This window comes from Pedococcus sp. P2_E4 (assembly GCF_056403935.1).
Genome location: NZ_JBFUEO010000002.1, coordinates 70,994 through 94,190, shown reverse-complemented (window position 1 = coordinate 94,190; position 23,197 = coordinate 70,994). Strand labels below are relative to the sequence as shown.

23 protein-coding genes and 1 tRNA gene are annotated in these 23,197 nt (G+C 72.2%); 8 read left to right on the top strand and 16 right to left on the bottom strand.

The genetic code is table 11. The features are described 5' to 3' along the window. Positions 1–104: 104 nt before the first annotated feature. Genes AC1DV7_RS01925 through AC1DV7_RS01905 form a run of 5 tightly spaced genes read right to left on the bottom strand, consistent with a single transcriptional unit; the run spans position 105 to position 3,917 of the window. The gene (locus AC1DV7_RS01925; RefSeq protein WP_477594030.1) at positions 105–686 is read right to left on the bottom strand and encodes a hypothetical protein; all 582 of its coding nucleotides are present in this window, start codon (positions 684–686) and stop codon (positions 105–107) included. Continuing rightward, on the bottom strand, positions 686–1,876 hold the full coding sequence (locus AC1DV7_RS01920; protein WP_477594028.1) for a glycosyltransferase family 4 protein: 1,191 nt from the start codon (positions 1,874–1,876) through the stop codon (positions 686–688). Before AC1DV7_RS01920 ends, AC1DV7_RS01925 begins: the two co-directional genes overlap by 1 nt. Then, the gene (locus AC1DV7_RS01915) at positions 1,873–2,835 is read right to left on the bottom strand and encodes a phosphatidylinositol mannoside acyltransferase (protein WP_477594026.1); all 963 of its coding nucleotides are present in this window, start codon (positions 2,833–2,835) and stop codon (positions 1,873–1,875) included. Before AC1DV7_RS01915 ends, AC1DV7_RS01920 begins: the two co-directional genes overlap by 4 nt. A 13-nt stretch (positions 2,836–2,848) precedes the next feature. Continuing rightward, positions 2,849–3,466: a phosphatidylinositol phosphate synthase gene (gene pgsA, locus AC1DV7_RS01910; RefSeq protein WP_477594024.1), complete on the bottom strand. Its 618-nt coding sequence runs from the start codon at positions 3,464–3,466 to the stop codon at positions 2,849–2,851. A gap of 13 nt (positions 3,467–3,479) precedes the next feature. Next, complete coding sequence (locus AC1DV7_RS01905) at positions 3,480–3,917, bottom strand: thiol-disulfide oxidoreductase DCC family protein (RefSeq protein ID WP_477594022.1); 438 nt, start codon at positions 3,915–3,917, stop codon at positions 3,480–3,482. Positions 3,918–3,963: 46 nt separating this feature from the next. On the opposite strand from AC1DV7_RS01905, the gene AC1DV7_RS01900 reads away from it, so the two are divergent. Then, positions 3,964–4,476, top strand: a complete 513-nt coding sequence (locus AC1DV7_RS01900; RefSeq protein ID WP_477594020.1) for a hypothetical protein — start codon at positions 3,964–3,966, stop codon at positions 4,474–4,476. Beyond that, positions 4,473–5,372: a hypothetical protein gene (locus tag AC1DV7_RS01895; RefSeq protein WP_477594018.1), complete on the top strand. Its 900-nt coding sequence runs from the start codon at positions 4,473–4,475 to the stop codon at positions 5,370–5,372. The genes AC1DV7_RS01900 and AC1DV7_RS01895 overlap by 4 nt, the downstream gene beginning before the upstream one ends. Here AC1DV7_RS01895 and AC1DV7_RS01890 read toward each other — a convergent pair. Both AC1DV7_RS01890 and thrS read right to left on the bottom strand, forming a co-directional pair. Then, entirely contained in the window at positions 5,257–5,826 is a 570-nt protein-coding gene (locus AC1DV7_RS01890) for an HIT family protein (RefSeq protein ID WP_477594016.1), read from the bottom strand. The two genes, AC1DV7_RS01895 and AC1DV7_RS01890, sit on opposite strands and share 116 nt — an antisense overlap. Then, a complete protein-coding gene (gene thrS, locus AC1DV7_RS01885) occupies positions 5,826–7,811 on the bottom strand; it encodes a threonine--tRNA ligase (RefSeq protein WP_477594014.1) in 1,986 nt (661 codons plus the stop codon). Before thrS ends, AC1DV7_RS01890 begins: the two co-directional genes overlap by 1 nt. Before the next feature lie 155 nt (positions 7,812–7,966). On the opposite strand from thrS, the gene AC1DV7_RS01880 reads away from it, so the two are divergent. Genes AC1DV7_RS01880 through AC1DV7_RS01870 form a run of 3 tightly spaced genes read left to right on the top strand, consistent with a single transcriptional unit; the run spans position 7,967 to position 10,679 of the window. After that, positions 7,967–8,623, top strand: a complete 657-nt coding sequence (locus tag AC1DV7_RS01880) for an NAD(P)H-binding protein (protein ID WP_477594012.1) — start codon at positions 7,967–7,969, stop codon at positions 8,621–8,623. Beyond that, positions 8,623–9,138, top strand: coding sequence for a GNAT family N-acetyltransferase (locus tag AC1DV7_RS01875; RefSeq protein ID WP_477594010.1), 516 nt, complete (start codon positions 8,623–8,625; stop codon positions 9,136–9,138). Before AC1DV7_RS01880 ends, AC1DV7_RS01875 begins: the two co-directional genes overlap by 1 nt. A gap of 56 nt (positions 9,139–9,194) precedes the next feature. Beyond that, a complete protein-coding gene (locus tag AC1DV7_RS01870) occupies positions 9,195–10,679 on the top strand; it encodes an alpha/beta hydrolase (protein WP_477594008.1) in 1,485 nt (494 codons plus the stop codon). 9 nt (positions 10,680–10,688) lie between these two features. Here AC1DV7_RS01870 and AC1DV7_RS01865 read toward each other — a convergent pair whose 3' ends face one another. The 4 genes from AC1DV7_RS01865 to AC1DV7_RS01850 are packed head-to-tail and all read right to left on the bottom strand — an operon-like array spanning position 10,689 to position 15,544. Then, on the bottom strand, positions 10,689–11,930 hold the full coding sequence (locus AC1DV7_RS01865) for an FUSC family protein (RefSeq protein ID WP_477594006.1): 1,242 nt from the start codon (positions 11,928–11,930) through the stop codon (positions 10,689–10,691). Positions 11,931–11,987: 57 nt separating this feature from the next. Further along, positions 11,988–12,851 carry a MaoC/PaaZ C-terminal domain-containing protein gene (locus AC1DV7_RS01860; RefSeq protein WP_477594005.1) on the bottom strand — a complete coding sequence of 288 codons (864 nt, stop codon included), beginning with the start codon at positions 12,849–12,851 and terminating at the stop codon, positions 11,988–11,990. A gap of 1 nt (position 12,852) precedes the next feature. Continuing rightward, positions 12,853–14,217: a 3-oxoacyl-ACP reductase gene (locus AC1DV7_RS01855; RefSeq protein ID WP_477594003.1), complete on the bottom strand. Its 1,365-nt coding sequence runs from the start codon at positions 14,215–14,217 to the stop codon at positions 12,853–12,855. A 1-nt stretch (position 14,218) separates the two neighbouring features. Next, positions 14,219–15,544 carry an acetyl-CoA C-acetyltransferase gene (locus AC1DV7_RS01850; protein ID WP_477594001.1) on the bottom strand — a complete coding sequence of 442 codons (1,326 nt, stop codon included), beginning with the start codon at positions 15,542–15,544 and terminating at the stop codon, positions 14,219–14,221. A gap of 76 nt (positions 15,545–15,620) precedes the next feature. On the opposite strand from AC1DV7_RS01850, the gene AC1DV7_RS01845 reads away from it, so the two are divergent. From AC1DV7_RS01845 to AC1DV7_RS01835, 3 genes are read left to right on the top strand one after another with little or no spacing between them, the layout of a single operon-like run. Next, positions 15,621–16,340 (top strand): TetR family transcriptional regulator, encoded by a 720-nt coding sequence (locus AC1DV7_RS01845; RefSeq protein ID WP_477594000.1) that lies wholly within the window; start codon positions 15,621–15,623, stop codon positions 16,338–16,340. Beyond that, positions 16,337–18,250, top strand: coding sequence for an acyl-CoA dehydrogenase family protein (locus AC1DV7_RS01840; protein ID WP_477593998.1), 1,914 nt, complete (start codon positions 16,337–16,339; stop codon positions 18,248–18,250). Before AC1DV7_RS01845 ends, AC1DV7_RS01840 begins: the two co-directional genes overlap by 4 nt. A gap of 9 nt (positions 18,251–18,259) precedes the next feature. Next, positions 18,260–19,411, top strand: a complete 1,152-nt coding sequence (locus tag AC1DV7_RS01835; RefSeq protein ID WP_477593996.1) for a hypothetical protein — start codon at positions 18,260–18,262, stop codon at positions 19,409–19,411. A gap of 56 nt (positions 19,412–19,467) precedes the next feature. On the opposite strand, the gene AC1DV7_RS01830 is transcribed toward AC1DV7_RS01835, so the two are convergent. The 5 genes from AC1DV7_RS01830 to AC1DV7_RS01810 form a co-directional block, all read right to left on the bottom strand. Beyond that, complete coding sequence (locus AC1DV7_RS01830) at positions 19,468–19,890, bottom strand: VOC family protein (RefSeq protein WP_477593994.1); 423 nt, start codon at positions 19,888–19,890, stop codon at positions 19,468–19,470. Further along, positions 19,891–21,195 (bottom strand): class I SAM-dependent methyltransferase, encoded by a 1,305-nt coding sequence (locus AC1DV7_RS01825; RefSeq protein ID WP_477593992.1) that lies wholly within the window; start codon positions 21,193–21,195, stop codon positions 19,891–19,893. It abuts the gene before it with no gap. Beyond that, on the bottom strand, positions 21,192–22,571 hold the full coding sequence (locus tag AC1DV7_RS01820; protein WP_477593990.1) for an FAD-binding oxidoreductase: 1,380 nt from the start codon (positions 22,569–22,571) through the stop codon (positions 21,192–21,194). Before AC1DV7_RS01820 ends, AC1DV7_RS01825 begins: the two co-directional genes overlap by 4 nt. 55 nt (positions 22,572–22,626) lie before the next feature. Then, on the bottom strand, positions 22,627–22,971 hold the full coding sequence (locus tag AC1DV7_RS01815) for a hypothetical protein (protein WP_477593988.1): 345 nt from the start codon (positions 22,969–22,971) through the stop codon (positions 22,627–22,629). A 99-nt stretch (positions 22,972–23,070) separates the two neighbouring features. Continuing rightward, positions 23,071–23,147, bottom strand: a tRNA-Val gene (locus tag AC1DV7_RS01810). Positions 23,148–23,197 lie beyond the last annotated feature (50 nt).

The following is a 23,197-nucleotide window of genomic DNA, read 5'->3' as shown; positions in this document are numbered from 1 at the left end:
TGGTAGTTGGTGCGCGGGCCGCTCCAGACTCGGGCATCCACGCCCCAGAAGGCCGCCGCCCCCGAGGGCCGCCGCCCACGAGGGCTGACCCCCGGGGGCTCTCGTCAGTCGCGGACGGCGGGCGGGAGCTCGTCGTCGAACTCGACGGTGCGGGGCAGGTCGGCGTGCCCGGCGAGCCGGAACAGGCGCACCACCCCCTTGCGGCGCACCCGCTGGACGTCCTTGACCGCGTCGTTGTGGAAGCGGCGGGCCAGCTGGACCCGGATCGCGGCTGCCTCGACCCGCTGCAGCATCGGGGCCCCCGGTCCGTCGTCGGCCCTGATCTGGGCGACGACCTCGCGGTCGAGTGCCGCCTGCAGGGCCTCGGTGAGGTCGCTCTCGAGCACCTCGCGGCCTGCGAAGTGCTGGCCCTCGAGCAGGTCGTGCTCCACGGCCCGCTCGTTGTGGGCCTCGAGGGACTCCGAGGCCGCAGCGGCCAGCATCAGCGCGCTCGCCGCGTCGACCACCCCGGAGTTCGCCAGCTCGAGGGTCGCCTCGGCCCGGCGGACGAGCTGGGCGTCGAGCGCGGAGAGCGCACCCTCGACGCGCGAGTGCAGCCGGTCGAGCCGGGCCGCGCTGTAGGAGAGGTACCACGCGATGCCGAGCAGCACCGCGACGGCCACTGCGCCCCAGGTCAGCGTGTCCATCAGTCCTCACCTGCCCTGACCCGGCCGCGCAGGAGCCGGGTCCACCTCGTGTCGGTCGACTGCTCGCCACGGCCGTGGTCAACCCCGTGGGTGACCGTGTCGTAGACGGCCATGACGTCCTCGGCGACGACCGACCAGTCGAACACCTGGGCGCGACGTGACCCGACCTGGCTGAGTCGTTCGCGTTCCACCGGGTCGGACAGCAGGCGGGTCACCTGACCGGCGAGGTCGGCTGCGTCCTCGTTGGTGAAGGTCGCACCCGCCAGGCCGCCGTCGAGCACGCGGACGAACGCCGGGAGGTTGCTCGCGACGACGGGAGCCCCGGCACTCATCGCCTCGACCAGCACGATCCCGAAGCTCTCGCCTCCGGTGTGCGGCGCGACATACAGGTCAACGGACCGCAGCAGCGTGGCCTTGTCGTCGTCGCTGACCATGCCGAGGAACTCCGTGGCCGCGGCGACAGCAGGGTCGAGTCGCTCGCGCGCCGCCTCGACGTCCCCGGGGCCGGCGACGAGCAGTCGCGTGCCGGGGAACTGAGCCAACACGGCGGGCATCGCCTCGGCCAGCACCGGCAGGCCCTTGCGCGGCTCGTCGATGCGACCGAGGAACGCCAGCGTCGGCGCCTGCGGCGTCCCGACCCAGGCCGTCCGCCGTGCGGCGTCGGCGAACCGGGAGACGTTGACGCCGTTGGGGATCACCACCGCGTCGCCACCGAGGTGGGTCGTGACGGTGCGGCGCGCGTCCTCGGACACCGCGATCCGGCCGTTGATCTTCTCGAGGCTGGGCCGCAGCAGCGGGTAGGCGGCCTGCATCGCGCGGGAGCGCAGGTTGGACGTGTGGAAGGTCGCGACGACCGGCCCCTCGGCCGCCCACAGCGCCAGCACGGAGATGCTCGGGGTGACCGGCTCGTGCAGGTGGACCACGTCGAACTCGCCCCGCTCGACCCACCTGCCCACCCGGGCCGCCGTCACGGGGCCGAAGCTCAGCCGGGCGACCGAGCCGTTGTAGCGCACCGGCACCGCACCGCCGACGGACTCGACGTAGTCGGGCACCGGGGTGTCGTCGTCGGCCGGCGCGAGGACGGAGACGTGGTGGCCCTGCGCGAGGAAGTGCTCCGCCAGGTCGCGCACGTGGAACTGCACCCCGCCCGGCACGTCGAACGAGTACGGACAGACGATCCCGATCCTCATGGCCACTGCCCGGCGGCCTGCGGAACCGGAGACGACTGCTCGAGGTCGTCGAGGAACACCCGCTGCAGCATGTGCCAGTCGGCGGTGTGCTCGCGGATCGCCGAGCCCAGCGCGTCGGCGCACTGCTGCGTCAGCGACTCGGCCTTGGCCCGGGTGGTGCCGYTCTCCGGGACGACGACCCTCTCGTGGAACGTGATGACCGTGCGCTGCCGCCAGCTGCGGTCGTCCACCGGCTCGTAGCGGATCGTCACGGGGTGCAGGGCCGCTCCGGTCGCCAGTGCGAGGGCTGCCGGACCGGCCGCCATCTTGGACCGGTGGCCGCACAGGTCGACCTCGATGCCCCGGGCCGTCAGGTCGCGGTCGGCCAGCAGCGGCATGAGCACGGGGCGGGTCAGGTGGCCGCGCAGCTGGGCGAACACGTCTCCCCCACCGGTGAGCGGCAGGATCGTCATGCCGAGCGACTCCCGGAAGGCGAGGAACTCGGCATACACCTCCTCGGGCTTGAGCCGCTCGGCCACGGTGACGACGGGCCCCAGCTCCTTGGTGCCCCAGGCGCCGGCGAGGTCCCAGTTGCCCAGGTGACCCAGGAAGCACACGACCGGCCGACCAGCGGCAAGCTCGGCGCGGACTGGCCCGTCGCCCTCGACGCGCACCGACGCGGCGATCTCGGCGGGGCTGCGGTCCGGAAGCCGGAAGGCCTCGCAGTAGTAGCGCAGGTAGGACCGCATACCGGCCTTGACCAGCGCGTCGAGCTCGGAGGCGTCGAGCTCGGGCCGGACCCTGGCGTAGTTGGCGCGCAGCCGCTGGACCCCCTTGCCGCCCCTGGCGACGGTCAGGTCGGCGAGCTGCTCGAAGACCGTGTGCGCCGTGCGTTCGGGCAGGCGGCGCACCGTGCCCCAGCCGAGCCGGTAGCCGCCGACCACGAGGGCGTCGCCGACACCCTGTCCCAGACCGAGCACGTGACCCGCCCGCTCAGGTGGCTTCGAGGGCCTGGCGGCGCACGGTGAGCATGCGCTGCAGGACGGTGATGAAGCTGGCCACGGCCAGCAGCGCCAGCACGACGGTGAGCAGCACCTCGGGGACGCCCAGCCCGACCAGCCCCGTCGCGACCAGGACGGCCACGAGGCGGTCGGCGCGCTCGGCGATGCCGACGTCCGCGGTGAACCCGAGCCCCTCCGCCCGCGCCTTGGCGTACGACACGACCCCACCGAGGATGAGGCAGGCGAGGGCGAGGCCGGCCATGAGGAAGTCGTCCCCCCGCCCCGCGTACCAGAGCACCAGCCCGCCGAAGATCGCGGAGTCGCCGACGCGGTCGAGGGTCGAGTCGAGGTAGGCCCCCCACTTGCCCGACCGGCCGGACATGCGCGCCATGACGCCGTCGACCGTGTCGGAGAAGACGAAGGCGGTGATGACCAGCGTCCCCCACAGGAAGTTGCGCTCACCGCGCGGGTAGAACGCCAGGGCGCCCGCGCACACGCCGAGCGTGCCGACGATCGTCACGACGTCCGGGCTGATGCCCAGCTTGAGGAACAGCCGGGCGACCGGGGTGAAGATCGTGGTGAAGAGGGCGCGTGCGTACTTGTTGAGCATGGTGGGCCACAGCCTACTGAGGCCGGGCTGCGTCCTCGGTCACGTGCGTGGGCGCACACGCGGGTGTGCCGCCGGGCAGGGCGTAGCGGTGGTCGGCCACCCAGGTGTAGACCCAGCCGGCCAAGGCGCTGATGCCCGGCACGGTGAGGAGCCACCCGAGCGGGCGCCAGGCCGGCGCACCGTGGAGCAGTCCGTCGGCGATGGCCAGGTGTCCCGCCCGCACCGACCCGTCGGGACGGACGAACTGGGCAGCCGCGATGCAGTCGTCCTCGGTGAGCCCGAGGGAGGCGAGGTCGAGGTCCTGCCACGGGGCGATGGAGTAGCGCTGCCGCCGGTCGACCCAGCGCGTGGCGAACCTGGCGCTCGTCGTGCAGAACCCGCAGTCGCCGTCGAAGACGAGCACACCTCCCCGGGGGGTCCGGCCGGTCGTCCCTGCCACGCCTGTCGACATGGTTCCAGTGTGTCATCCCGTGCGCGGGCTCTGGCACCATGTCCCGGTGATCGGTCGGGGGAAGAGCTCAGCGCCGCGGGGTGTGACGGCCTGGGGTCCGTATGCCGCGTTGTGGCGGTATGCGGTGACCGCGGCCGTCGTCACGACGGTGTGCCTGGGTACGTGGGTGGGCAATGACGGGTGGTGGCCGTTCGCCCCGATGTCGCAGTACGCGTTCTCGGTGCGCAACGACGGCGTCATCAACTCGCTGACGATGGAGGCGCTCACGGTCGACGGCGACCTGGTCAGGGTGCCGTTGTCCAAGGAGAAGATCGGCATCGAACGTGCCGAGATCGAGGGCCAGGCCCCCCGCATCATCGCCAACCCCGAGCTGCTGCAGGACGTCGCTGTGCTGCACCGTCGCCGGCTCCCGCACGAGCCGGCCTACGCCGAGCTGTACCTGCGCAACACCTCGACGAACATCCCCACGGGCGCCAGGACGGTCAAGACCCTCGCGAGCTGGCAGGTGCGCGACCCGCGCGACCCGCAGCCGAGCGGCATACCCGGTGGTGCTCCGTGAGCGCCCCGTCGAGCGCCGTCGACCGCTTCCTGGCCCCGGCCCTCCCCCTCGCCCGGGTGGCCTGGCTGCGGCACCTCGTCTACGCGTTCGTGTGGCTCGACGTCCTTTGGATCGTCACCGACCCGATCCCGCACGGCGACGTGCCGCCGAGCCTCTACCGGGGCATGACCGTCCGCTCGCTCCTGCACCTGCCCGCGCCCTCGCACGACTACGTCCGGGTGCTGCTGGCCGTGGTCCTCGTCAGCTCGGCCGTCGCGGCGACGGGACGGCTCCCCCGCCTGGCCGGCTGGGTCTGCGCGGTCGGCATGCTCGACTGGGTCAGCAACGCGTTCTCGTACTCCAAGGTCGACCACGACCACTTCGCCCTGGTCGTCGCGCTCTTCGTCCTGCCGACCGTGGGCCGTGCGCGCACCTCGGACGCCCACGTGCGCACCCAGGCGGCCGGCTGGGCGATCCGCATGGTGCAGATCGGTGCCGTCTGCATCTACTTCCTGTCCGCCTCGGCCAAGATGCGTTTCGGTGGTGCCGGCTGGGCCAACGGCGCGACCCTGATCTGGGCCCTCACCCGTCGCCCGAACGGCATCGGCCCCTGGGTGGGGTCGCACCCCGCCCTGACCCACGCGTTGCAGTGGGTCGTCCTCGTCGCCGAGTTCTGCTCACCGCTGCTGCTGTGGGTGCGCGGCCGCGCACTCGCTGCGGGGCTGCTCTTCTTCGCGGGCTTCCACCTGAGCACGTACCTGATGCTCAAGATCCACTTCCTGCCCCTGGTGGTGTGCCTGTTCAGCTTCCTGCCGCTGGAGCGTCTGCCCCGCCCGGGGCAGCTGCTGGCCAGGCTGCGGCCAGCCGGGAGCGCACGTCCTCGAGGAGCATCGGAAGCGCCTTCGTCTGCCCGATGATGGGCAGGAAGTTGGCGTCGCCGCCCCAGCGCGGCACGACGTGCTGGTGCAGGTGGGCCTGCACCCCCGCACCCGCGACCCCACCCTGGTTCATGCCGATGTTGTAACCGTGCGGGGCGCTGGCCGCGTCGATCGCGGCGATCGCGTCCTTGGTCAGAGCGGTGAACTCGCTCGTCTCGTCGTCACTGAGGTCGACGTAGAGCGAGACGTGCCGGTAGGGGCACACGAGGACGTGGCCGGGGTTGTAGGGGAAGAGGTTCATGACGACGTAGCAGTGCTCCCCGCGATGGACGATCAGGCCCGTCGTGTCGTCCTTGCCCGGCGCGGCACAGAACGGGCAGCCGTCACCGGCGTCCTCGCTCGGCCGCTCGCCGGTGACGTACGCCATCCGGTGCGGGGTCCACAGCCGCTCGAACCCGTCCGAGGTGCCTGCGAACTCGGTGTCGCGCTCCATCAGACCTGCGCGCGCGACTCGACGGCCTGGAGGACCTCGGCGATCGCGTCCTCGATCGGCACGCCGTTCTTCTGGTCGCCGTTGCGGTAGCGGAAGGACACGGCGTTCTTGGCCCGGTCCTCCTCGCCGGCGATGAGGGTGAACGGGACCTTGGACTTGCTCGCGTTGCGGATCTTCTTGGGGAACCGGTCGTCGCTCTCGTCGAGCTCGACCCGGATCCCCTTGGCCTTCATCTGCGAGAGCACGTCCCACAGGTAGTCGTTGAACTCGTCGGCGACGGGGATCCCGAGCACCTGCACCGGCGACAGCCACACCGGGAACGCGCCCGCGTAGTGCTCGACGAGCACGCCGATGAACCGCTCGATGGAGCCGAACTTGGCCGAGTGGATCATCACGGGCTGCTTGCGGGTGCCGTCCGACGCCTGGTACTCGAGGCCGAACCGCTCGGGCTGGTTGAAGTCGTACTGGATGGTCGACATCTGCCAGGTGCGTCCGATGGCGTCGCGCGCCTGAACCGAGATCTTGGGCCCGTAGTAGGCCGCGCCACCCGGGTCGGGCACGAGCTCGAGACCGGACTCGGCAGCCACCTGCTCGAGGACCGCGGTGGCGACGTCCCACTGCTCGTCGGACCCGATGAACTTGTCCTTCTTGTCGCCCTCGGTGTCGCGGGTCGACAGCTCGAGGTAGAAGTCGTCGAGCCCGAAGTCGCGGAAGAGGCCGAGGCAGAAGTCGAGGAGGTGCTTGACCTCGCCCGGGGCCTGGTCGGCGGTGACGTACGAATGCGAGTCGTCCTGGGTCATGCCGCGCACGCGAGTCAGGCCGTGGACCACGCCCGACTTCTCGAACCGGTAGACCGAGCCGAACTCGAACAACCGCAGCGGCAGCTCGCGGTAGGACCGCCCGCGAGAGCGGAAGATCAGGTTGTGCATCGGGCAGTTCATGGCCTTGAGGCGGTACTCGGTGCCCTCGAACTCCATCGGCGGGAACATGGTGTCCGCGTAGTACGGCAGGTGGCCAGAGGTGTGGAACAGGCCGTCCTTGCTGATGTGCGGGGTCCCGACGTACTCGAAGCCCTCCTCGATGTGGCGGCGGCGGACGTAGTCCTCCATCTCGCGCTTGATGATCCCGCCCTTGGGGTGGAACACCGCCAGCCCCGACCCGAGCTCGTCGGGGAAGCTGAACAGGTCGAGCTCGGCCCCGAGCTTGCGGTGGTCGCGCTTCTCGGCCTCGGCGAGCCGCTCGAGGTAGGCCTTGAGCTCGTCCTTGGTCGGCCACGCGGTGCCGTAGACGCGCTGCAGCTGGGGGTTCTTCTCGGAGCCGCGCCAGTAGGCGCCGCCGCTGCGCATCAGCTTGAAGGCGTTGCCCAGCACCTTGGTCGACGGCACGTGCGGTCCGCGGCACAGGTCACCCCAGGCGCGGCTACCGTCCCGCTTGAGGTTGTCGTAGATGGTCAGCTGCGCGCCGCCCACCTCGACGTCGGCGCCCTCGGCGGCGTCGCCCGCGGCTCCGCCCTTGAGGCCGATCAGCTCGATCTTGTAGGGCTCGTCGGCCAGCTCGACCGCGGCCTCCTCGTCGCTGATCTCGCGTCGCACGAAGGTCTGGCCCTCGTTGACGATGCGCTGCATGACCTTCTCGAGGGCCTTGAGGTCGTCGGGACCGAACGGCTCGGCGACGTCGAAGTCGTAGTAGAACCCGTCGCGCACCGGGGGGCCGATGCCGAGACGCGCCTTGGGGTTGACCTCCTGGACGGCCTGCGCGAGCACGTGGGCGGCGCTGTGCCGCAGCACGTCGAGGCCGTCCTGCTCCTGCGCGGTGACGGGCTCGACGACGTCCCCGTCCGCGAGGACGTGGGCCAGGTCGCGCAGCTCGCCGTTGACCCTGGCCACCAGGACCGCCCGGTCCTCACCGAACACGTCAGCCGCAGTCGTCTGCTCCGGCACCGATCGCTCGCTTCCGGCGATGGTGACGCTGATCTGGGCAGACACGGTGGCTTCTCCTGGTGGGTGGCGGTGCACGGTATGCCGCGGCGCAGGGTGCGCGGGCGGCATACCGATGCTATCGGCCGGGTGCGGGCACCCGCGCGTGAGTTGTCCCCGGGGACTCAGCCGGCCCTCCGGGCGCGGCTGGTAGACAAGGGGACATGATCGTCGCCATCGCCGGTGGACACGGCCAGGTCGCCCTGCTGCTCGCCGAGGAGCTGGTCCGCAGGGACCACGAGCCGGTCGGCCTCGTCCGCAACGCCGACCACCTCCCCGACCTGGTCAAGCGCGGCGCCCGCGGTGTGGTCGTCGACCTCGAGCACACGACGGTCGAGGCGCTGGCCGCCGCCATCGCCGGAGCCGACGTCGTCGTCTTCGCCGCGGGGGCTGGGCCCGGCAGCGGGGCCGCGCGCAAGGACACGCTCGACCGGGACGGTGCCGTCCTGCTGGCCGACGCTGCGGAGCAGGCCGGGGTCAACCGCTACGTCATGGTCTCGGCCATCGACGCGGACCGGGCCGACGAGGAGTCCGACGACGTGTACCAGGTGTACCTGCGCGCCAAGGCCGCAGCCGACCGCGACCTGCGCCGCCGAGAGTCCCTCGAGTGGACCATCGTGCGTCCCGGGCGGCTGTCCGACGACGAGGGCACGGGGAAGGTCGACCTCGGCCCCGACCGGTCGCCGGGTTCCGTGCCGCGCTCCGACGTGGCGGCCGTCCTGGCAGAGCTGATCACCACAGGGCGCGGCGTGCACCAGCAGGTGGACCTGGTCGCCGGTCGCGTGCCGGTCGCCGAGGCGGTCGCCTCGCTGGGCGACTGATGGCGGAGGCCGCGCCGGAGCTCTCCCTGGCCACCGCGTCGCTGCTCGACCCCCGGGTGCAGCGGCTCGTCGACGAGGTGCAGGCCTACTACGTCACCATCTACGGCGGACCGGACGACTCCCCCGTCGACGCGGCCGAGTTCGAGCCCCCGAACGGGCTGCTGGTGCTGGCCACCGTCGGGGGCGCCGGCGTCGCGATGGGCGCCTGGCGCCGACGTCCCGACGTGGCGGCGCGCTACGACGGCGCACCGGTCGCGGAGGTCAAGCGGATGTTCGTGAGCCCGACGGCGCGCCACCGCGGCCACGCGCGCCGGGTGCTGGCCCACCTGGAGTCCACGGCACGCGACGTCGGCATCGAGCGGCTCGTGCTGGAGACGGGGACGATGCAGCCCGAGGCGATCGCGCTGTACGAGTCCGCGGGCTACGAGCCGACCTTCCGGTTCGGGCACTACGCGGACTCCGAGCTGTCGCGCTACTTCGCCAAGTCCCTGGCGGTGGAGCGGGACGGTGCCTGACGCCGCTACGTCAGTCGGTGGGCGACCGAGGGGCGGTCGACCGCTGTAATGGTGGCGTGCGGCGCTGCGCTCCGGCCGCTGCGGCGGTGGTGGCACTCTGCCTGCCCTCGTGCTCGACGGGGGCAGACGACTCCGACACGACCTCGCTGCGGTGGGGCAGCTGCAAGGGCGTCACCGACCTGTCGGCACCGCCCGTGCCCAGCGACCGGCTGGCCCGCCTGACCTTCACCTGCAGCACGCTCACCGTGGCAGCGCGCGAGGGGAAGCCTGACGCGGGGCGCCTGACGATCCAGCTGATCCGCGCGACCACCACGCCCGCGCCGTCCCAGCGCCGTCCGACCCTGCTCCTCGTGCCGGGCGGCCCGGCCCAGTCGGGCGTCGACAACCACGCCTTCCTCGTGGGGCGGATGTCGGACCGGCTGCTCGCGACCTACGACGTGATCGGGTTCGACCCGCGAGGCGCACGCCACTCGAGCCCCATCACCTGCCACCACGTCGAGGTCCCGCCCTTCCTCCCGGACCTGCTCACGGACGCCGGGTACGCCAAGGCCGCTGCCGAGGTGCGGACGGGGACGCAGGAGTGCCTGGGCGCGCTGGGCGACCGGGCGTCCCTGTTCGGGACGACGTCCGCCGCCGCGGACATCGACGCGATCCGGGTGGCGCTCGGTGAGGCGAAGCTGACCTTCGTCGGGGGCTCGTATGGCGCGAAGCTCGGAGCCGAGTACGCGCGCCGGTACCCGGCGAACATCCGGGCCGGTGTGCTCGATGCCCCGAGCGACCCGCAGACGCCGTGGATCACGACGATCGAGCACCAGGTACAGGGCTTCGAGGACTCGTGGGAGGACTTCCTCGCCTGGTGCAAGGCCGAGCAGCGGTGCCCGGGCGATGGCGACGTCAGGGCGTACGTCGCGGCGCTGGTGGCCAAGGCCGACCGGTCCCCCATCCCCAGCGGGCGGCCCGACGGGGACGAGCCGCTGCGGGGCAGCCAGGTCCTCGACGCCCTGGTGTCCGCGATGTACTACGCCGAGCGATGGCCCGACCTCGCCGAGGGCCTGGCCGAGGCGGAGCGCGGGGACTCGGGCACCCTCTGGAGCCTGGTCGACGCCTCCGGAGGGGGCCCCGAGGGTCGTCAGGAGAACGACGCGCGCTTCGTCATCAACTGCACCGACAGCCCACCCGGCCCCACCGAGGCCCAGAGCCGCGACGCCGCCGCGCGGTTCCGCAGGCAGTTCCCCACCCTGGGCGTCTGGGGGTCGTGGCCCCTGATCGGCTGCAGGTTCTGGACGGCGCGCCAGACCCTGGTGCCACCGGCGGCGCCGAGCGCGCCACCGCTGGTCGTGGTGGGGACGGTGCACGACCCGGCCACCCCCTACGCGGGCGCGGTCAGCATGGCCAAGGTGCTGGGGAACGGGTCGTCCCTGGTGACGTGGGAAGGCGCGGGGCACACCGCCTTCACGCGCAGTCCCTGTGTCGACGCCCTGCTCGACGACTACCTGATCTCGCTCCACCTCCCCGCCGACGGGACGCGCTGCCCCGCCTGACCCTGCACCTCACGCAGCCGGGTCGTCGCTGTCCGGCTTGGGGATGATCCCGCTGTCGGTGGGGACCACCGCGCTGTCCCGGTGGACCTCCAGCTCGCGGATCAACCGGCGTGCGTCCAGCAGGAGCGTGCCGTAGGCCGGCCACGCCCGCGGGTCGTCCAGGCTCGCCGAGCGCACCCGGTCGCCGAGCTCGTGGAGGGTCGCCCCAGCCCTGTCGAGGGACTCGCGGACCTGCACCTCCTCCTGCTCCTCGTGGACCCCGAAGCGGGTGAGGGCCTGCGCGATGTCATCGAGTGCGCCGGCGTAGGACTGCAGGAAGGTCTGCGTGGGCATCGACTGGTCCTCCGCCTCGTCGGCAGCGTCCATCAGCGTCCGCGCGATCCCCGAGACGTGCCACTGGCTGCGGCGTACCGCCTCGACGGCCCACGAGTACCCCGTCCAGTCGACCCGGTAGCCGCGCAGGTTGTCGCGGGGGTTGAACTTCTGGCTCTCCCGGCCCCGCTCGATCTCGGAGTGAACCTGCGGCGCGCGCTCGATGATGGTGGTGCTGGTCGCGTACCAGTCCCGCGCCTTTTCGGCGTCCCAGCCCTCGCGCAGGCCCGAGCTGATGTCGCCCAGCAGGTCGCGAACCGTGCGCGTCAGGTCGGTGATCTCCTCCCTCGGTGTGTGGATGTGCAGGGGTGCCACCACGATCGCGTTGGTCAGCACACCGATCAGACCGCCCGCGACGGTCTCGCCGATCGTCACGATGGTGAAGCTGCTGTCGGTGCCGCCCACCGTCAGTAGGGACAGCAGGACCATCGTGGGGACCTGGATGCCGTGGTCGCCGAACCTGCGCCACCGCGCGATGAGGAGGGCGAGGTACAGGACCGGGAGCATGCTCCACCAGTGGACCCCGACGACCGAGCCGACCAGCCACGCAGTGGCCATGCCGACGACGACGGCGGCGAGACGCTGGGCACTGGCCCACAGGGACCGCACCATCGTGCGGTCGACCACGAGCAGCGCCGCCATGGGCGCGTAGAACGGTGACCTGCTGTCGATGACGTGCACGGCGAACTGCCACGCCAGAACGGTGGCGAGGGCGGCCTTCGCCAGCAGCAGGGCCGTGTCACGATCGGCCCCTGGACGACGGATGGCCCCGGCCGCGCGGTCGATGCCCGCCCGGACCGACGCGCGGGCGCGAGCCCAGGGGCCGGGCTTCGACGTCGCGTCCGAGACGTCCGACGGCTCCGGCGCGTTCCGTTCCATGGGGCTGACAGTACGGACTGCCGTGTCGGCGGCCAATGGGCCCCGGCGGCCGGTGCGTCAGCCCCGGGTCAACTGCAGGGTGAGGTGCGTCAACCCGGGGTCCTTGGCCGAGCGCAGCCCGGCGATGGTTCCATCGTGGCCCTCGCCCACGACGAGCTCGACCGTGCTCGGCAGCAGCACGGGCTTGGCGAACCAGACGTGCGAGGTCGACGGACCGGCGGTGGCTGCACCCAGGGCCGCCAGAGTGCGTGCCGCGGTCCACATCCCGTGGGCGATCGCCCTCGGGAAGCCCATGGTGCGCGCGGTGAGCGCGTGGAGGTGGATCGGGTTCACGTCGCCGGACACCCCGGCATACGCCCGGCCGATGCCCTCGGGCACGCGGATCACGCCCGCGGGCGGACCGGACGGCAGCTCCGGGGGCAGGAGCGACGCCGCCACCTCAGCCACGGCGTCCGCCGGCCCGCGCCCTCGCCGCAGGTAGGTGCTGCGGCCCTCCCACACCCGAGCACCGTCGACCTCGACCTCGGTGACGAGGTCGACGAGCTGTCCCTTCGGATGGGGGCGGAGGTCCTCGGCGTGGACGCGCAGGTCGAGCCGGTCGTCCGCCGTGAGGCTGCGGTGCGCCGTGATGCGGTTCTCGAGGTGGACCAGGCCCGGCAGCGGGAGGGGGAACGACCGGTCGGCCATCAGCGCCACCTGGAGCGGGAACCCGAGCAGGTGCGGGTAGGGATGCGGCAGGACGTCGCCGCCGGTGAAGCGGCACAACCGCTGGTAGTCGAGCAGGCGGCCACGGTCGACGGTCACGCCCTCGAGGCGCAGCGACGTGTCGGGCAGGGCGCCACCGCGTCCGCGCGCCGTGAGGGCCGCCCGCGCGAACAGCGGTGCCAGTGAAGGGCTCTCGTCCAGGGTGCGCTCGGACACCTCAGGCCCCCAGCAGGCTCTGGCCGCACACCCGGACGACGTTTCCGGTGACCGCGGCGTTGGCGTCCTGGCTGAACCAGGCAATCGTCTCCGCGACGTCGACGGGCAGGCCGCCCTGGCTCAGCGAGTTGAGCAGCCGGCCGATCTCGCGGGTCGCGAACGGGACCTTGGCCGTCATCTCGGTCTCGATGAAGCCCGGCGCCACGGCGTTGACGGTGATGCCACGGCGGCGCAGGTCGAGGTCGGCCCCGAGCGCGTCGACCAGGCCGATCACCCCGGCCTTGGAGGCCGCGTAGTTGGTCTGCCCCCGGTTGCCTGCCACCCCCGCGATCGAGGAGACGAGGACGACGTGGCCACCGTCGCGGATGCCGCCCTCGGCGAGCAGGACCTCGTTCATCCGCAGGATCGAGCCGAGGTTGACGTCGAGGACGGACGCCCACCGTGACTCGTCCATGTTGGCGAGCAGCTTGTCCCGCGTGATGCCGGCGTTGTGCACGACGATGTCGAGACCGCCGTGCCGGGCGTTCGCGTGCTCGAGGATCCGCTGGCCGGCATCGGCCGCCGTGACGTCGACCTGTAGCGAGGTGCCGCCCACCCGGTTGGCGGTGCGGGCCAGTGCCTCGCCCGCCGCCGCGATGTCGACGCACACGACCGTGGCCCCGTCGCGTGAGAGCACGTCGGCGATGGCTGCACCGATGCCGCGGGCGGCGCCCGTGACCACGGCGACCTTGCCCTGCAAGGGTTTCGCCCAGTCAGCAGGCTCGGTCGCGGTGACCGCGCCGTGCAGGGCGCCGACGCGGACCACCTGTCCGTCGACGTATGCCGAGCGGCCCGACAGCAGGAACCGCAGGGTCGCGTCGACGGCGTCGTCCGCGTCGTCGCCCACGAGGACCAGGTTGGCGGTGGCGCCCGCGCGCAGCTCCTTGCCGATCGACCGGGTGATGCCCTCCAGGGCGCGTCGGGCCGCGGCCTGCGCGAACCCCTCGGCGCTGGTCGGCGTCCGGCCCACGAGGATGACGCGACCGCTGGGCTGCAGCCCCTTGAGCGCCGGGGCCACCAGGGTGCGTACGACGTCGAGGTCGGTCGGGTCGGTCACCGCGGTGAGGTCTGCGACGACACCCCCGACGCGGTAGCCGGTGGCCACCTCGTCGACCGTGTCGACGCCCTCGGCCTCGAGCAGGGCACGGGCCCGGGCGGCCACCGGCGCCTCGCCGAGGCCACCGACCAGCACCGGGCCGTCGATGATCGGCGCGCCCACGGCATACCGCCGCAGGGTCACGGGGCGAGGGAGACCCAGCTGGGCCGCGACCTTACGGCCCACGGGGCTGGTGACGAACCCGGCGTAGGCACCACCGACTGCCGCCACGTCAGGCCGCCTCGAGGATCGCCATGACGCCCTGGCCACCGGCAGCACAGATCGAGATGAGGCCGCGCGCGCCAGTTCCCTTGTCGTGCAACATCTTCGCGAGCGATGCGACGATCCGCCCACCCGTGGCGGCAAAGGGATGGCCGGCCGCGAGTGAGGAACCGTTGACGTTGAGCTTGCTGCGGTCGAGCGCCCCGATGGGGGCGTCGAGCCCGAGGCGGTCGCGGCAGAACTCCTCGCTCTCCCAGGCGGCGAGGGTCGTGACCACGGTCGCCGCGAAGGCCTCGTGGATCTCGACGAGGTCGAAGTCCTGCAGCTTCATGCCCTGGCGCTCCAACAGGTGCGGGAGGGCGTACGCGGGCGCCATGAGCAGGCCCTCGTGTCCGGTGACGTAGTCGACGGCCGCGGTCTGCGCGTCGACGAGGTGGGCCAGCACCGGCAGCCCGTGCTCGGCCGCCCAGTCGTCCGAGCCGAGCAGCACCGCCGAGGCACCGTCGGTGAGCGGCGTGGAGTTGCCGGCCGTCATGGTCGCGCCCTCACCCTTGCCGAACACGGGGGTGAGCTTGGCGAGCTTGGCGACGCTGGAGTCCGGCCGCAGGTTCTGGTCCCGGGTCAGGCCGAGGTACGGCGTGACCAGGTCGTCGAAGAAGCCTCGGTCGTAGGCGGCAGCGAGGTTCTGGTGCGACGCCGCGGCGATCTCGTCCTGGGACTCGCGCGTGATCCCCCAGCGGGCGGCGGTCTGGGCCATGTGCTCCCCCATCGACAGCCCGGTGCGGGGCTCGACGTTGCGGGGGATCTCGGGCACGAGCTGGCCGGGCCGCAGACCTGCCAGCGCCTTGAGCCGCTGGGCCGGGGTCTTGGCGCGGTTGAGGGTCAGCAGCGTCTCGCGCAGACCCTCGTTGACCGCGATCGGGGCATCCGAGGCCGTGTCGGTGCCCCCGGCGATCCCGGACTCGATCTGGCCGAGCGCGATCTTGTTGGCGACGAGGATCGCGGCCTCGAGCCCGGTGCCGCACGCCTGCTGCACGTCGTACGCCGGGGTCGTCGGCGCCAGGCTGGAACCCAGCACCGCCTCGCGGGTGAGGTTGAAGTCGCGTGCGTGCTTGAGCACGGCTCCCGCGACGACCTCCCCCACAGGCTCCCCGGCCAGCCCCGTGCGGGCGACGAGCCCCTCGAGGGCCGCGGTCAGCATGTCCTGGTTCGAGGCCTTCGCATAGCTGCCGTTCGCCCGCGCGAACGGGATGCGGTTGCCGGCGATGACCGCCGCGCGACGGGTGCCGACGGTGGGCTGGCCGGACTTGCGGGACGTGCTGGCGGACGCTGCCACGGGGTGCTCCTCGAGATCTCGGGTAACTGATACGGACAGTAGCAGGTACGTTGAGTACCTGCTACTGTCCCCCACTGTGAGCACCCCCACCGCCAGCTCCGACGGCCGCAGCACCCGCTGGGACGAGCACCGCGCCACCCGCCGCCGGGAGCTCGTCGAGGCCTCGCTGCGCGCCATCCGCCAGCACGGTGCCGCCGTCGGGATGGACGAGATCGCCGCCGTGGCGGGCACGTCCAAGACCGTGGTCTACCGCCACTTCACCGACCGCCAGGGCCTGTATGCCGCGGTGTGCGAGAGCGTGGACGCGCTAATCCTGCGCGACCTGGGCCAGGCGATGGGGGCCGACAGCGGGGACGGGGCCGACCTCGCGAGCGCCGCACGCCACCCGCGTGAGCTCATCGAGGGCGCCATCGACGCCTACCTCAAGCTGGTCGAGAAGGACCCCGAGGTCTACCGGTTCGTCGTCACCGCTCCCCTGCTCGACCGCACGGCCGGGGGCGACCCCGCCCGCCCCGTGACGGACCACATCGGCGAGCAGATGGCGGCCGTCCTGGCCGTCGCGCTGCGCGCCGCCGGTCGCGATGCCGCACCGGCGCCCGTGTGGGGCGCCGGTCTCGTGGGCATGGTGCGGGCGGCAGCCGACCAGTGGCTCGGCGACGGCAGCCACCTGACCCGCGAGCAGCTCACGCGGCACCTGACGGACCTCGCCTGGGGCGGCCTGTCAGTTGCCTGGACCGATGCACCCAGCACGCCTTCTGGACCACCCACCACCCCACGCACGCCGGAGGAACCATGACCGACCTGGCCACCGCACTGCGCACCACCCTCGACGGCCGCTGGGCCGACATCCGTGAGGATGCCCGCCACGAGCTGGACCCGCAGCGGTACGCCCCGCCGTCGCAGGAGCTGACCCTCGAGGAGTACCGCGCCCGGGTCGCCGACCAGGTCCAGACCCTCGCCGCCACCGGGCACGCCGCCAACGGCTTCCCCGTCTCGGTGGGCGGCAAGGGCGACATCGGCGCTTCCGTCACGGCCTTCGAGATGCTCGGCCACGCGGACCTGTCCCTCATGGTCAAGGCAGGGGTCCACTGGGGACTGTTCGGCGGCGCGGTCGCCCACCTGGGCACCGAGCGGCACCACACGGCATACCTGCCGGCGATCATCGACGCGACACTCCCGGGCTGCTTCGCGATGACGGAGACCGGCCACGGGTCCGACGTGCAGTCCCTGGGGACCACGGCGACCTACGACCCCGACACCGACGAGCTCGTCGTGCACACCCCCGACCTGCGCTCGCGCAAGGACTACATCGGCGGGGCGGCGCGCGACGGGCGCATGGCGGCCGTGTTCGCCCAGCTCGTCACCGGCGGCGAGAGCCACGGTGTGCACTGCGTCCTCGTGCCGATCCGCGACGAGGACGGTGCGCCCCTGCCCGGCGTCACCATCGGCGACTGTGGCGCCAAGGCCGGGCTGGCGGGGGTCGACAACGGATGGCTCACGTTCGACCACGTCAGGGTGCCCCGCACCAACCTGCTCAACCGCTACGGCGACATCGACGAGCACGGCACGTACACCTCGCCGATCCAGAACCAGACCCGCCGGTTCTTCACGATGCTCGGCACCCTCGTGCGCGGCCGGGTCAGCGTCGCTGGCGGTGCGGGCGCCGCCACGCGCACCGCGCTCACCCTGGCGATCACGTATGCCGGGCACCGCCGTCAGTTCGCCCCTCCCGGGTCGGGGCAGGAGGTGCTCCTTCTCGACTACCGCACGCACCAGCGCAAGCTGCTGCCGGCGCTGGCCACCTCGTACGCCCTCGCGCTGGCGCAGAACGACCTCGTCGCGCTCATGCACGACGTCCAGACCGCCGAGGGCGAGGTCGACGAGCACCGCCAGCGCGAGCTCGAGGCGCGGGCGGCCGGGATCAAGGCGGTCGGCACCGCCCACGCGACGGCCACCATCCAGGTGTGCCGCGAGGCCTGCGGTGGGGCGGGTTACCTGGCCGTCAACCGGCTGCCCGGGCTCAAGGCCGACACCGACGTCTTCACGACCTTCGAGGGCGACAACACGGTGCTGCTGCAGCTCGTCGCCAAGGGGCTGCTCACCGACTACCGCGACGCGTTCGGCGACCTCGACACCCTCGGCATGGTGCGCTTCGGCGCGCGGCAGTTCGCCGGAGCCCTCGTCGAGAGGGCTGCCGCCCGCGGGCTGATCCAGCGGCTGATGGCCGCTGCGCCGGGTCGCGACAGCGAACAGGGTCCGACTGACCGGGGCTGGCAGCTGGCGCGGTTCGAGGAGCGCGAACGCCACCTCCTCGAGACCCTCGCGAACCGGCTGCGTGCGGCCGGCAAGGAGGGCTCGGACGCGTTCGCGGTCTTCAACGACGCCCAGGACCACGTGGTGTTCGCCGCACGGGCCCACGTCGACCGGCTGGTCCTCGAGTCGTTCGTGGCCGCCATCGACGGGTGCGCCGACCGGGCGGCTGCGCAGATGCTCGACCAGGTGTGCGACCTCTATGCGCTGAGCTCGATCGAGGGCGACAAGGGCTGGTTCCTCGAGCACGACCGCATGACCGCCGCGCGCAGCAAGCAGGTCACGGCGGCCGTGAACGACCTCTGTGCCGCCCTGCGGCCGCACGCGCAGGCCCTCGTCGACGCCTTCGGGATCCCGGCGGAGTGGCTGGGCACGGAGCTGCTCGCACCCCTCTAGGCTGACCCGGTGCTGAGCCAGGTGGTCGACTCGACGCGGGTGCGGGTGGCAGGAGCCTGGGTGGCGTCACGCGCCGCGCTCGTGCTCGCGGTCCTGGTCGTCGCGCGCGTCGCGGGCGTGGCCCCGGTGGCGCACCCGCTGGCGTCCGGCACCAAGTGGCTCGACCGGTTCGGCTACGGCGACACCTACCACTACGTGCGGATCGCCGAGGTGGGCTACCTGCCTCCCGGGCTCCCCTGCTGCGACCAGGCGTTCTTCCCTGGCTACCCCGCCCTGATGGCGCTGCTCGCGCCGGTGTTCGGCGGCTCGGTCACGGCCGCTGGGTGGGCCGTCACCCTGGTCGCGGGAGTCGTGGGTGCGCTCGGTGTGTGGACGCTCGTCGCGGACGACCCCGGTGGTGGTCGTCGGGCCGGGCAGCGAGCGGTGCTGCTGCTCGCCGTCGCACCCTGTGGCTACTTCCTCGTCGCCGTCTACACCGAGGCACTGTTCCTCGCCGTCGCCGTCTGGGCCTGGGTCTGGGCGACCCACCGGAACTGGTGGGTGGCCGGCTCCCTGGCGGCCCTCGGCACCGCGGTGCGGGTCAACGGCCTCTTCCTCGTGGCCGGCCTCGCCGTCATGTATGTCGTGCAGCTGCGTCACGACGGCAGGCTCCGCCGGCCGCGCGTGGACGTGCTCGCCCTGGGGCTGCCGCTGCTGCCGGTGGCCGGTTTCGTGGCGTACCTGCACCACCGCACCGGGTCCTGGAACGCCTGGCGTGAGGCCGAGGCGACGGGCTGGTCGCGCGAGACGCACTGGCCCTGGGTGGGGCTGCGGTCCGCGTGGGACGCCGTCTGGGCCACGGGCGACTGGGTCCTCGCGGCCTCACGGATGGGTGATGTGGTGGCGGTGCTGTTCGGGGTCGCCGTGGTGGCCCTGCTGGCGTGGCAGCGACGCTGGCCCGAGGCGACCTACCTCGGGCTGTCCGTCGGGGTGGTGCTCTGCTCGACCCTGTGGGTGTCGTCCCCGCGGTATGCGCTCACGTGGTTCCCGGCCTACCTGGCCCTGTCCACCGTCAGCGGCGAGCGCCGAGCCCGCCTGCTCACGCGCGCACTGGTGCTGGTGGCGCTGCCCTTGCTCGCCCTCGCCACCTGGGCCAGCGCCACGCGGCACTGGGTGGCCTGACCTCAGGGCTCGCTCAGGGTGGCCTGACCTGAGGGCTCGCTCAGGGTGGCCTGACCTCAGGGCTCGCTCAGCAGCGTCTCGCCGGCGTCCGTGACGGTCCAGAAGGGGTTGTGTGCGACCTCCCACGGGTGGCCGTCGGGGTCGATGAACACCCCGGAGTAGCCACCCCAGAAGGTCTCGGCACCCTTGCGCCCGATCACGGCACCGGCGCGCGCCGCCTCGTCGAGGACCTCATCGACCTCGTCGGCCGAGCGGACGTTGAGGGCCAGGGTCACCCCGCCCCACCCGCCGCCGTCCTCGACCACCGAGTCCTCGGCCAGGGAGGTGCGGTCCCACAGTGCGACGACCAGGCCCCCGCACTGGAAGAACACGACGTCGTCGTCGTCCCCGCGGGGCGTCCAGCCCAGCGCGGTGTAGAACTGCTCGGCCCGCTCGAGGTCGGACACCCCGAGGGTGACCAGCGACAGTCGTTGCTCCATCTAGGCGTCCCACCAGGGTCGCAGCGGCAGGTTGGCGCCACCGCGCTCGTCGAGCTTGACCCCCAGCACCTGGTGCAGCTGCACGACGTTGCGCTCGAACCCCAGGCGCGAGCCCGCCATGTAGAGCCCCCAGACGCGGGCCGTGGACTCGCCCACCTCGGCGACGCACTCGTCCCAGTGGTCACGCAGGTTGGCGCACCAGGCCGCCAGTGTGCGGACGTAGTGCTCGCGGAGGTTCTCCTCGTGACGCACCTCCAGGCCGGCGTCCTGCATGGCGGCGATGATGGTGCCCGACCCGATGAGCTCGCCGTCGGGGAAGACGTAACGGTCGATGAACGCGCCCGTGGACTGACGCCGGTTGTCGGGGCGGGTGATCGAGTGGTTGAGCACCAGCCCGCCGGTGCGCAGCCGGTCCTTGATGAAGCCGAAGTAGGCCGGGTAGTTGCGGACGCCGATGTGCTCGGTCAGCCCGATCGAGGAGACCGCGTCGAACCCGGTCTCGCGGATGTCGCGGTAGTCGCTGTGGCGCACCTCGGCGAGGTCCTGCAGCCCCTCCCGGCGGATCGCCTCCTGCGCCCAGGCCGCCTGCTCGCGCGACAAGGTCGCGCCGACGACGCTCACCCCGCGGCGCGCGGCATACCGGACCATGCCTCCCCAGCCACAGCCGATGTCGAGCAGGCGGTCTCCCTCACGCAGCCGGAGCTTGTCGAACACGAGGCGGTACTTGTTGTCCTGGGCCTCCTCGTGGGTGGCTCCCTCGTGCGGGTAGCACGCACACGTGTAGGTCATCGCCGGACCCAGGACGTACTCGTAGAACGTGTTGGACACGTCGTAGTGGTGGTGGATCGCGTCGGAGTCGCGCGCCCGGGTGTGCCGCAGGCCCTCGGCGACTCGGCGCCACCGGGGCAGGGCTTCCTGGGGCGGGGGCGGCGGCGGCTTGAGCAGGTCGGGGCCCAGCGAGCGGGCCACCGCGGCGGCGGTCTTGGGCGGGGGCAGCCGGAAGTGCAGGTCGCCGAGGGCGACCAGCAGGTCGTAGGGGTCGCCCGGGTGCACGCCGACGAGGTCGAGGTCGCCTGCGACGTAGGCCCTGGCCAGGCCCAGGTCGCCGGGAGCCGTCGCGAGGTAGCTCGCGCCCCGGGGCGTCTTGAGGTCGAGCCCGAAGGTCGCGTCGGCAGGCCCGGTGGTCGAGCCGTCGAACGCCGTGAAGCGCAGCTGCAGGTCGTCGGCCGTCACGGCCTCGAGGATCTGCGCCATCGACAGGCGATCGGCCGTGGAGTCGGATCGCGGGTTGCGCAGCAGGGTCATCGTCGTTGCACCGCCTTGGAGTAGAGGTCGAGCAGTCGGGACTGGGGGTCGTAGCGGGCCTTGAGGACGGTGTAGTCGTCGCCGCCGTAGAGCTGCCAGAACTCGGCCTGGTCGTAGTAGGCATCGGAGTAGAGCGACTTGTGGCCGCCGAGCGCCGTCACCAGGGCCTCGATGAGCCGGTTCGCGGCACCGACCGGCTCAGCCGGGTCGCGCGGCACGCTGGACCAGAACCCGACGTTGACGTACGTCTCGCCCGGGCGCAGCGGATAGAGCGGCCACACGTCGCGGCTGCGCACGGGACACAGCCAGATCGGCTCGATCGGGATCTCGCGCAGGAACCAGTGCAGGAACTCGGCAGTCCGGTCCAACGGCACCTCGACGTCCTGGACGACCCGCTCGCGGGGCGGCCTGCCCTGCCTCGCCTCGAGCCGGTCGGCGATGTCGAAGCGGTGGTCGAGGGCGATGAGCCGCCAGTAGAAGGCGCTGCGGCGGTAGCGACGCGGCCAGAGCCGGCGGATCCGGGGGTTCTGGGCACCGAACGCCCGGCTGCACCAGAACCAGTCGGTGTCCCACCGCCAGAGGTAGTCGTGGATCGTGAGCCGGTCGGTCCTCGGTGCCGGGCCGTCGTGCTGGATGGAGCGGTAGTAGACCTGCTGGCCGGTGTAGTCGCTGACCGGTCCCGGCTCCGCGGTCTGGCGCCCCAGCGTGAGGTAGCACTCGGTGGCCGCGAACACGACCCCGTCGACGTAGTCGACCGCGGCACCCTCGTGGGCGCGTGTGCCGGTGATCTCTGCCATCGTCGCGACCAGCGACTCCAGGTCGTGGAAGCGCAGGTGGCGCAGCTCGACGAAGGGCTGCACCGGCTCGAGCGCGATGCGCAGACGGGTGGCATAGCCGAGGGTGCCGTAGGAGTTGGGGAACCCGTGGAACAGGTCGGCGTGCTCGCCGTCGGGGGTGGCGGTGACGATCTCGCCCGACCCGGTCAGCACGTCCATCTCGAGGACCGACTCGTGCGGCAGCCCGTTGCGGAACGACGTGGACTCGATGCCGAGCCCGGTGACCGCCCCACCGAGGGTGATGGTCTTGAGCTGGGGCACGACGAGCGGCGCGAGCCCGTGGGGCAACGTGGCGTCGACGAGGTGTTCGTACGTGCACATGCCCTGGACGTCGGCAGTCCGTGCCACCGGGTCGACCGCGATGACCCCGCCGAGGCCGGAGACGTCGAGTCCGGGCGCGCTGGAGACCGCCCGCGCCCTGAACAGGTTGGACGTCTTCTTCGCGAGCCGCACCGGCGCGTCGTGCGGAATGGCGCGGTAGCTCGCCGCGAGGCGGTCCACCGCGCGCTCGTGCACTCCCGGTTCCTGCAACAGCAGCACGATTCGACTCTAGGCCGCACCGCCGACGCTCGTCACGTGACATACCGCACGATGGTCACGAGCGCGGCCTGACCTCCACCTCGTCCCCCACCCGCACCGACCCCGGGCGGCGCACGGCGGCATACACACCGGGGCAGGTGCCTGCCGGTCCGGTGACGTCGAGCTCGACCGTCCCCACGGCGATCACGTGACCCACCGTGGCGGCGAGGTCCTCGGCGCCCAGGTCCACGACCAGGTTGGCCCTGGCCCCGCTAGTGTCGTCGGTCGACAGCACCATGACGGCGGCCTTCTTGGGCCGGTCACCCTGCAGGCCCGACTCCCCGACCTGCACCGCCTCGAGGTCGCGGCCAGCCTCGCCGTGGACGGGGTACACGCGGATCTGCCGGACGACGGAGGTCATGACCCCATGAAACACCGCGAGCACGCCTCGGACCGCCTGTGCCGGGCCGTGTCCCGGGACGACTCAGGCCCGCCTCGGACGAGGCGGGCCTGAGTGGGATGGTGGACGTGAAGGGACTCGAACCCATGGCCTCTCGCGTGTGAAGCGAACGCTCTAACCAACTGAGCTACACGTCCAGTGCCGAAACGGCTCACGAAGGATAGCCGGACCGGCGGCGCGAGGTGAA

Coding starts and splice junctions, on each gene's coding strand:
- AC1DV7_RS01925 (WP_477594030.1), bottom strand. CDS start 686: ATGGACACGCTGACCTGGGGCGCAGTGGCCGTCGCGGTGCTGCTCGGC.
- AC1DV7_RS01920 (WP_477594028.1), bottom strand. CDS start 1,876: ATGAGGATCGGGATCGTCTGTCCGTACTCGTTCGACGTGCCGGGCGGG.
- pgsA (WP_477594024.1), bottom strand. CDS start 3,466: ATGCTCAACAAGTACGCACGCGCCCTCTTCACCACGATCTTCACCCCG.
- AC1DV7_RS01905 (WP_477594022.1), bottom strand. CDS start 3,917: ATGTCGACAGGCGTGGCAGGGACGACCGGCCGGACCCCCCGGGGAGGT.
- AC1DV7_RS01890 (WP_477594016.1), bottom strand. CDS start 5,826: ATGGAGCGCGACACCGAGTTCGCAGGCACCTCGGACGGGTTCGAGCGG.
- AC1DV7_RS01880 (WP_477594012.1), top strand. CDS start 7,967: ATGATCGTCGCCATCGCCGGTGGACACGGCCAGGTCGCCCTGCTGCTC.
- AC1DV7_RS01875 (WP_477594010.1), top strand. CDS start 8,623: ATGGCGGAGGCCGCGCCGGAGCTCTCCCTGGCCACCGCGTCGCTGCTC.
- AC1DV7_RS01865 (WP_477594006.1), bottom strand. CDS start 11,930: ATGGAACGGAACGCGCCGGAGCCGTCGGACGTCTCGGACGCGACGTCG.
- AC1DV7_RS01840 (WP_477593998.1), top strand. CDS start 16,337: ATGACCGACCTGGCCACCGCACTGCGCACCACCCTCGACGGCCGCTGG.
- AC1DV7_RS01830 (WP_477593994.1), bottom strand. CDS start 19,890: ATGGAGCAACGACTGTCGCTGGTCACCCTCGGGGTGTCCGACCTCGAG.
- AC1DV7_RS01825 (WP_477593992.1), bottom strand. CDS start 21,195: ATGACCCTGCTGCGCAACCCGCGATCCGACTCCACGGCCGATCGCCTG.
- AC1DV7_RS01815 (WP_477593988.1), bottom strand. CDS start 22,971: ATGACCTCCGTCGTCCGGCAGATCCGCGTGTACCCCGTCCACGGCGAG.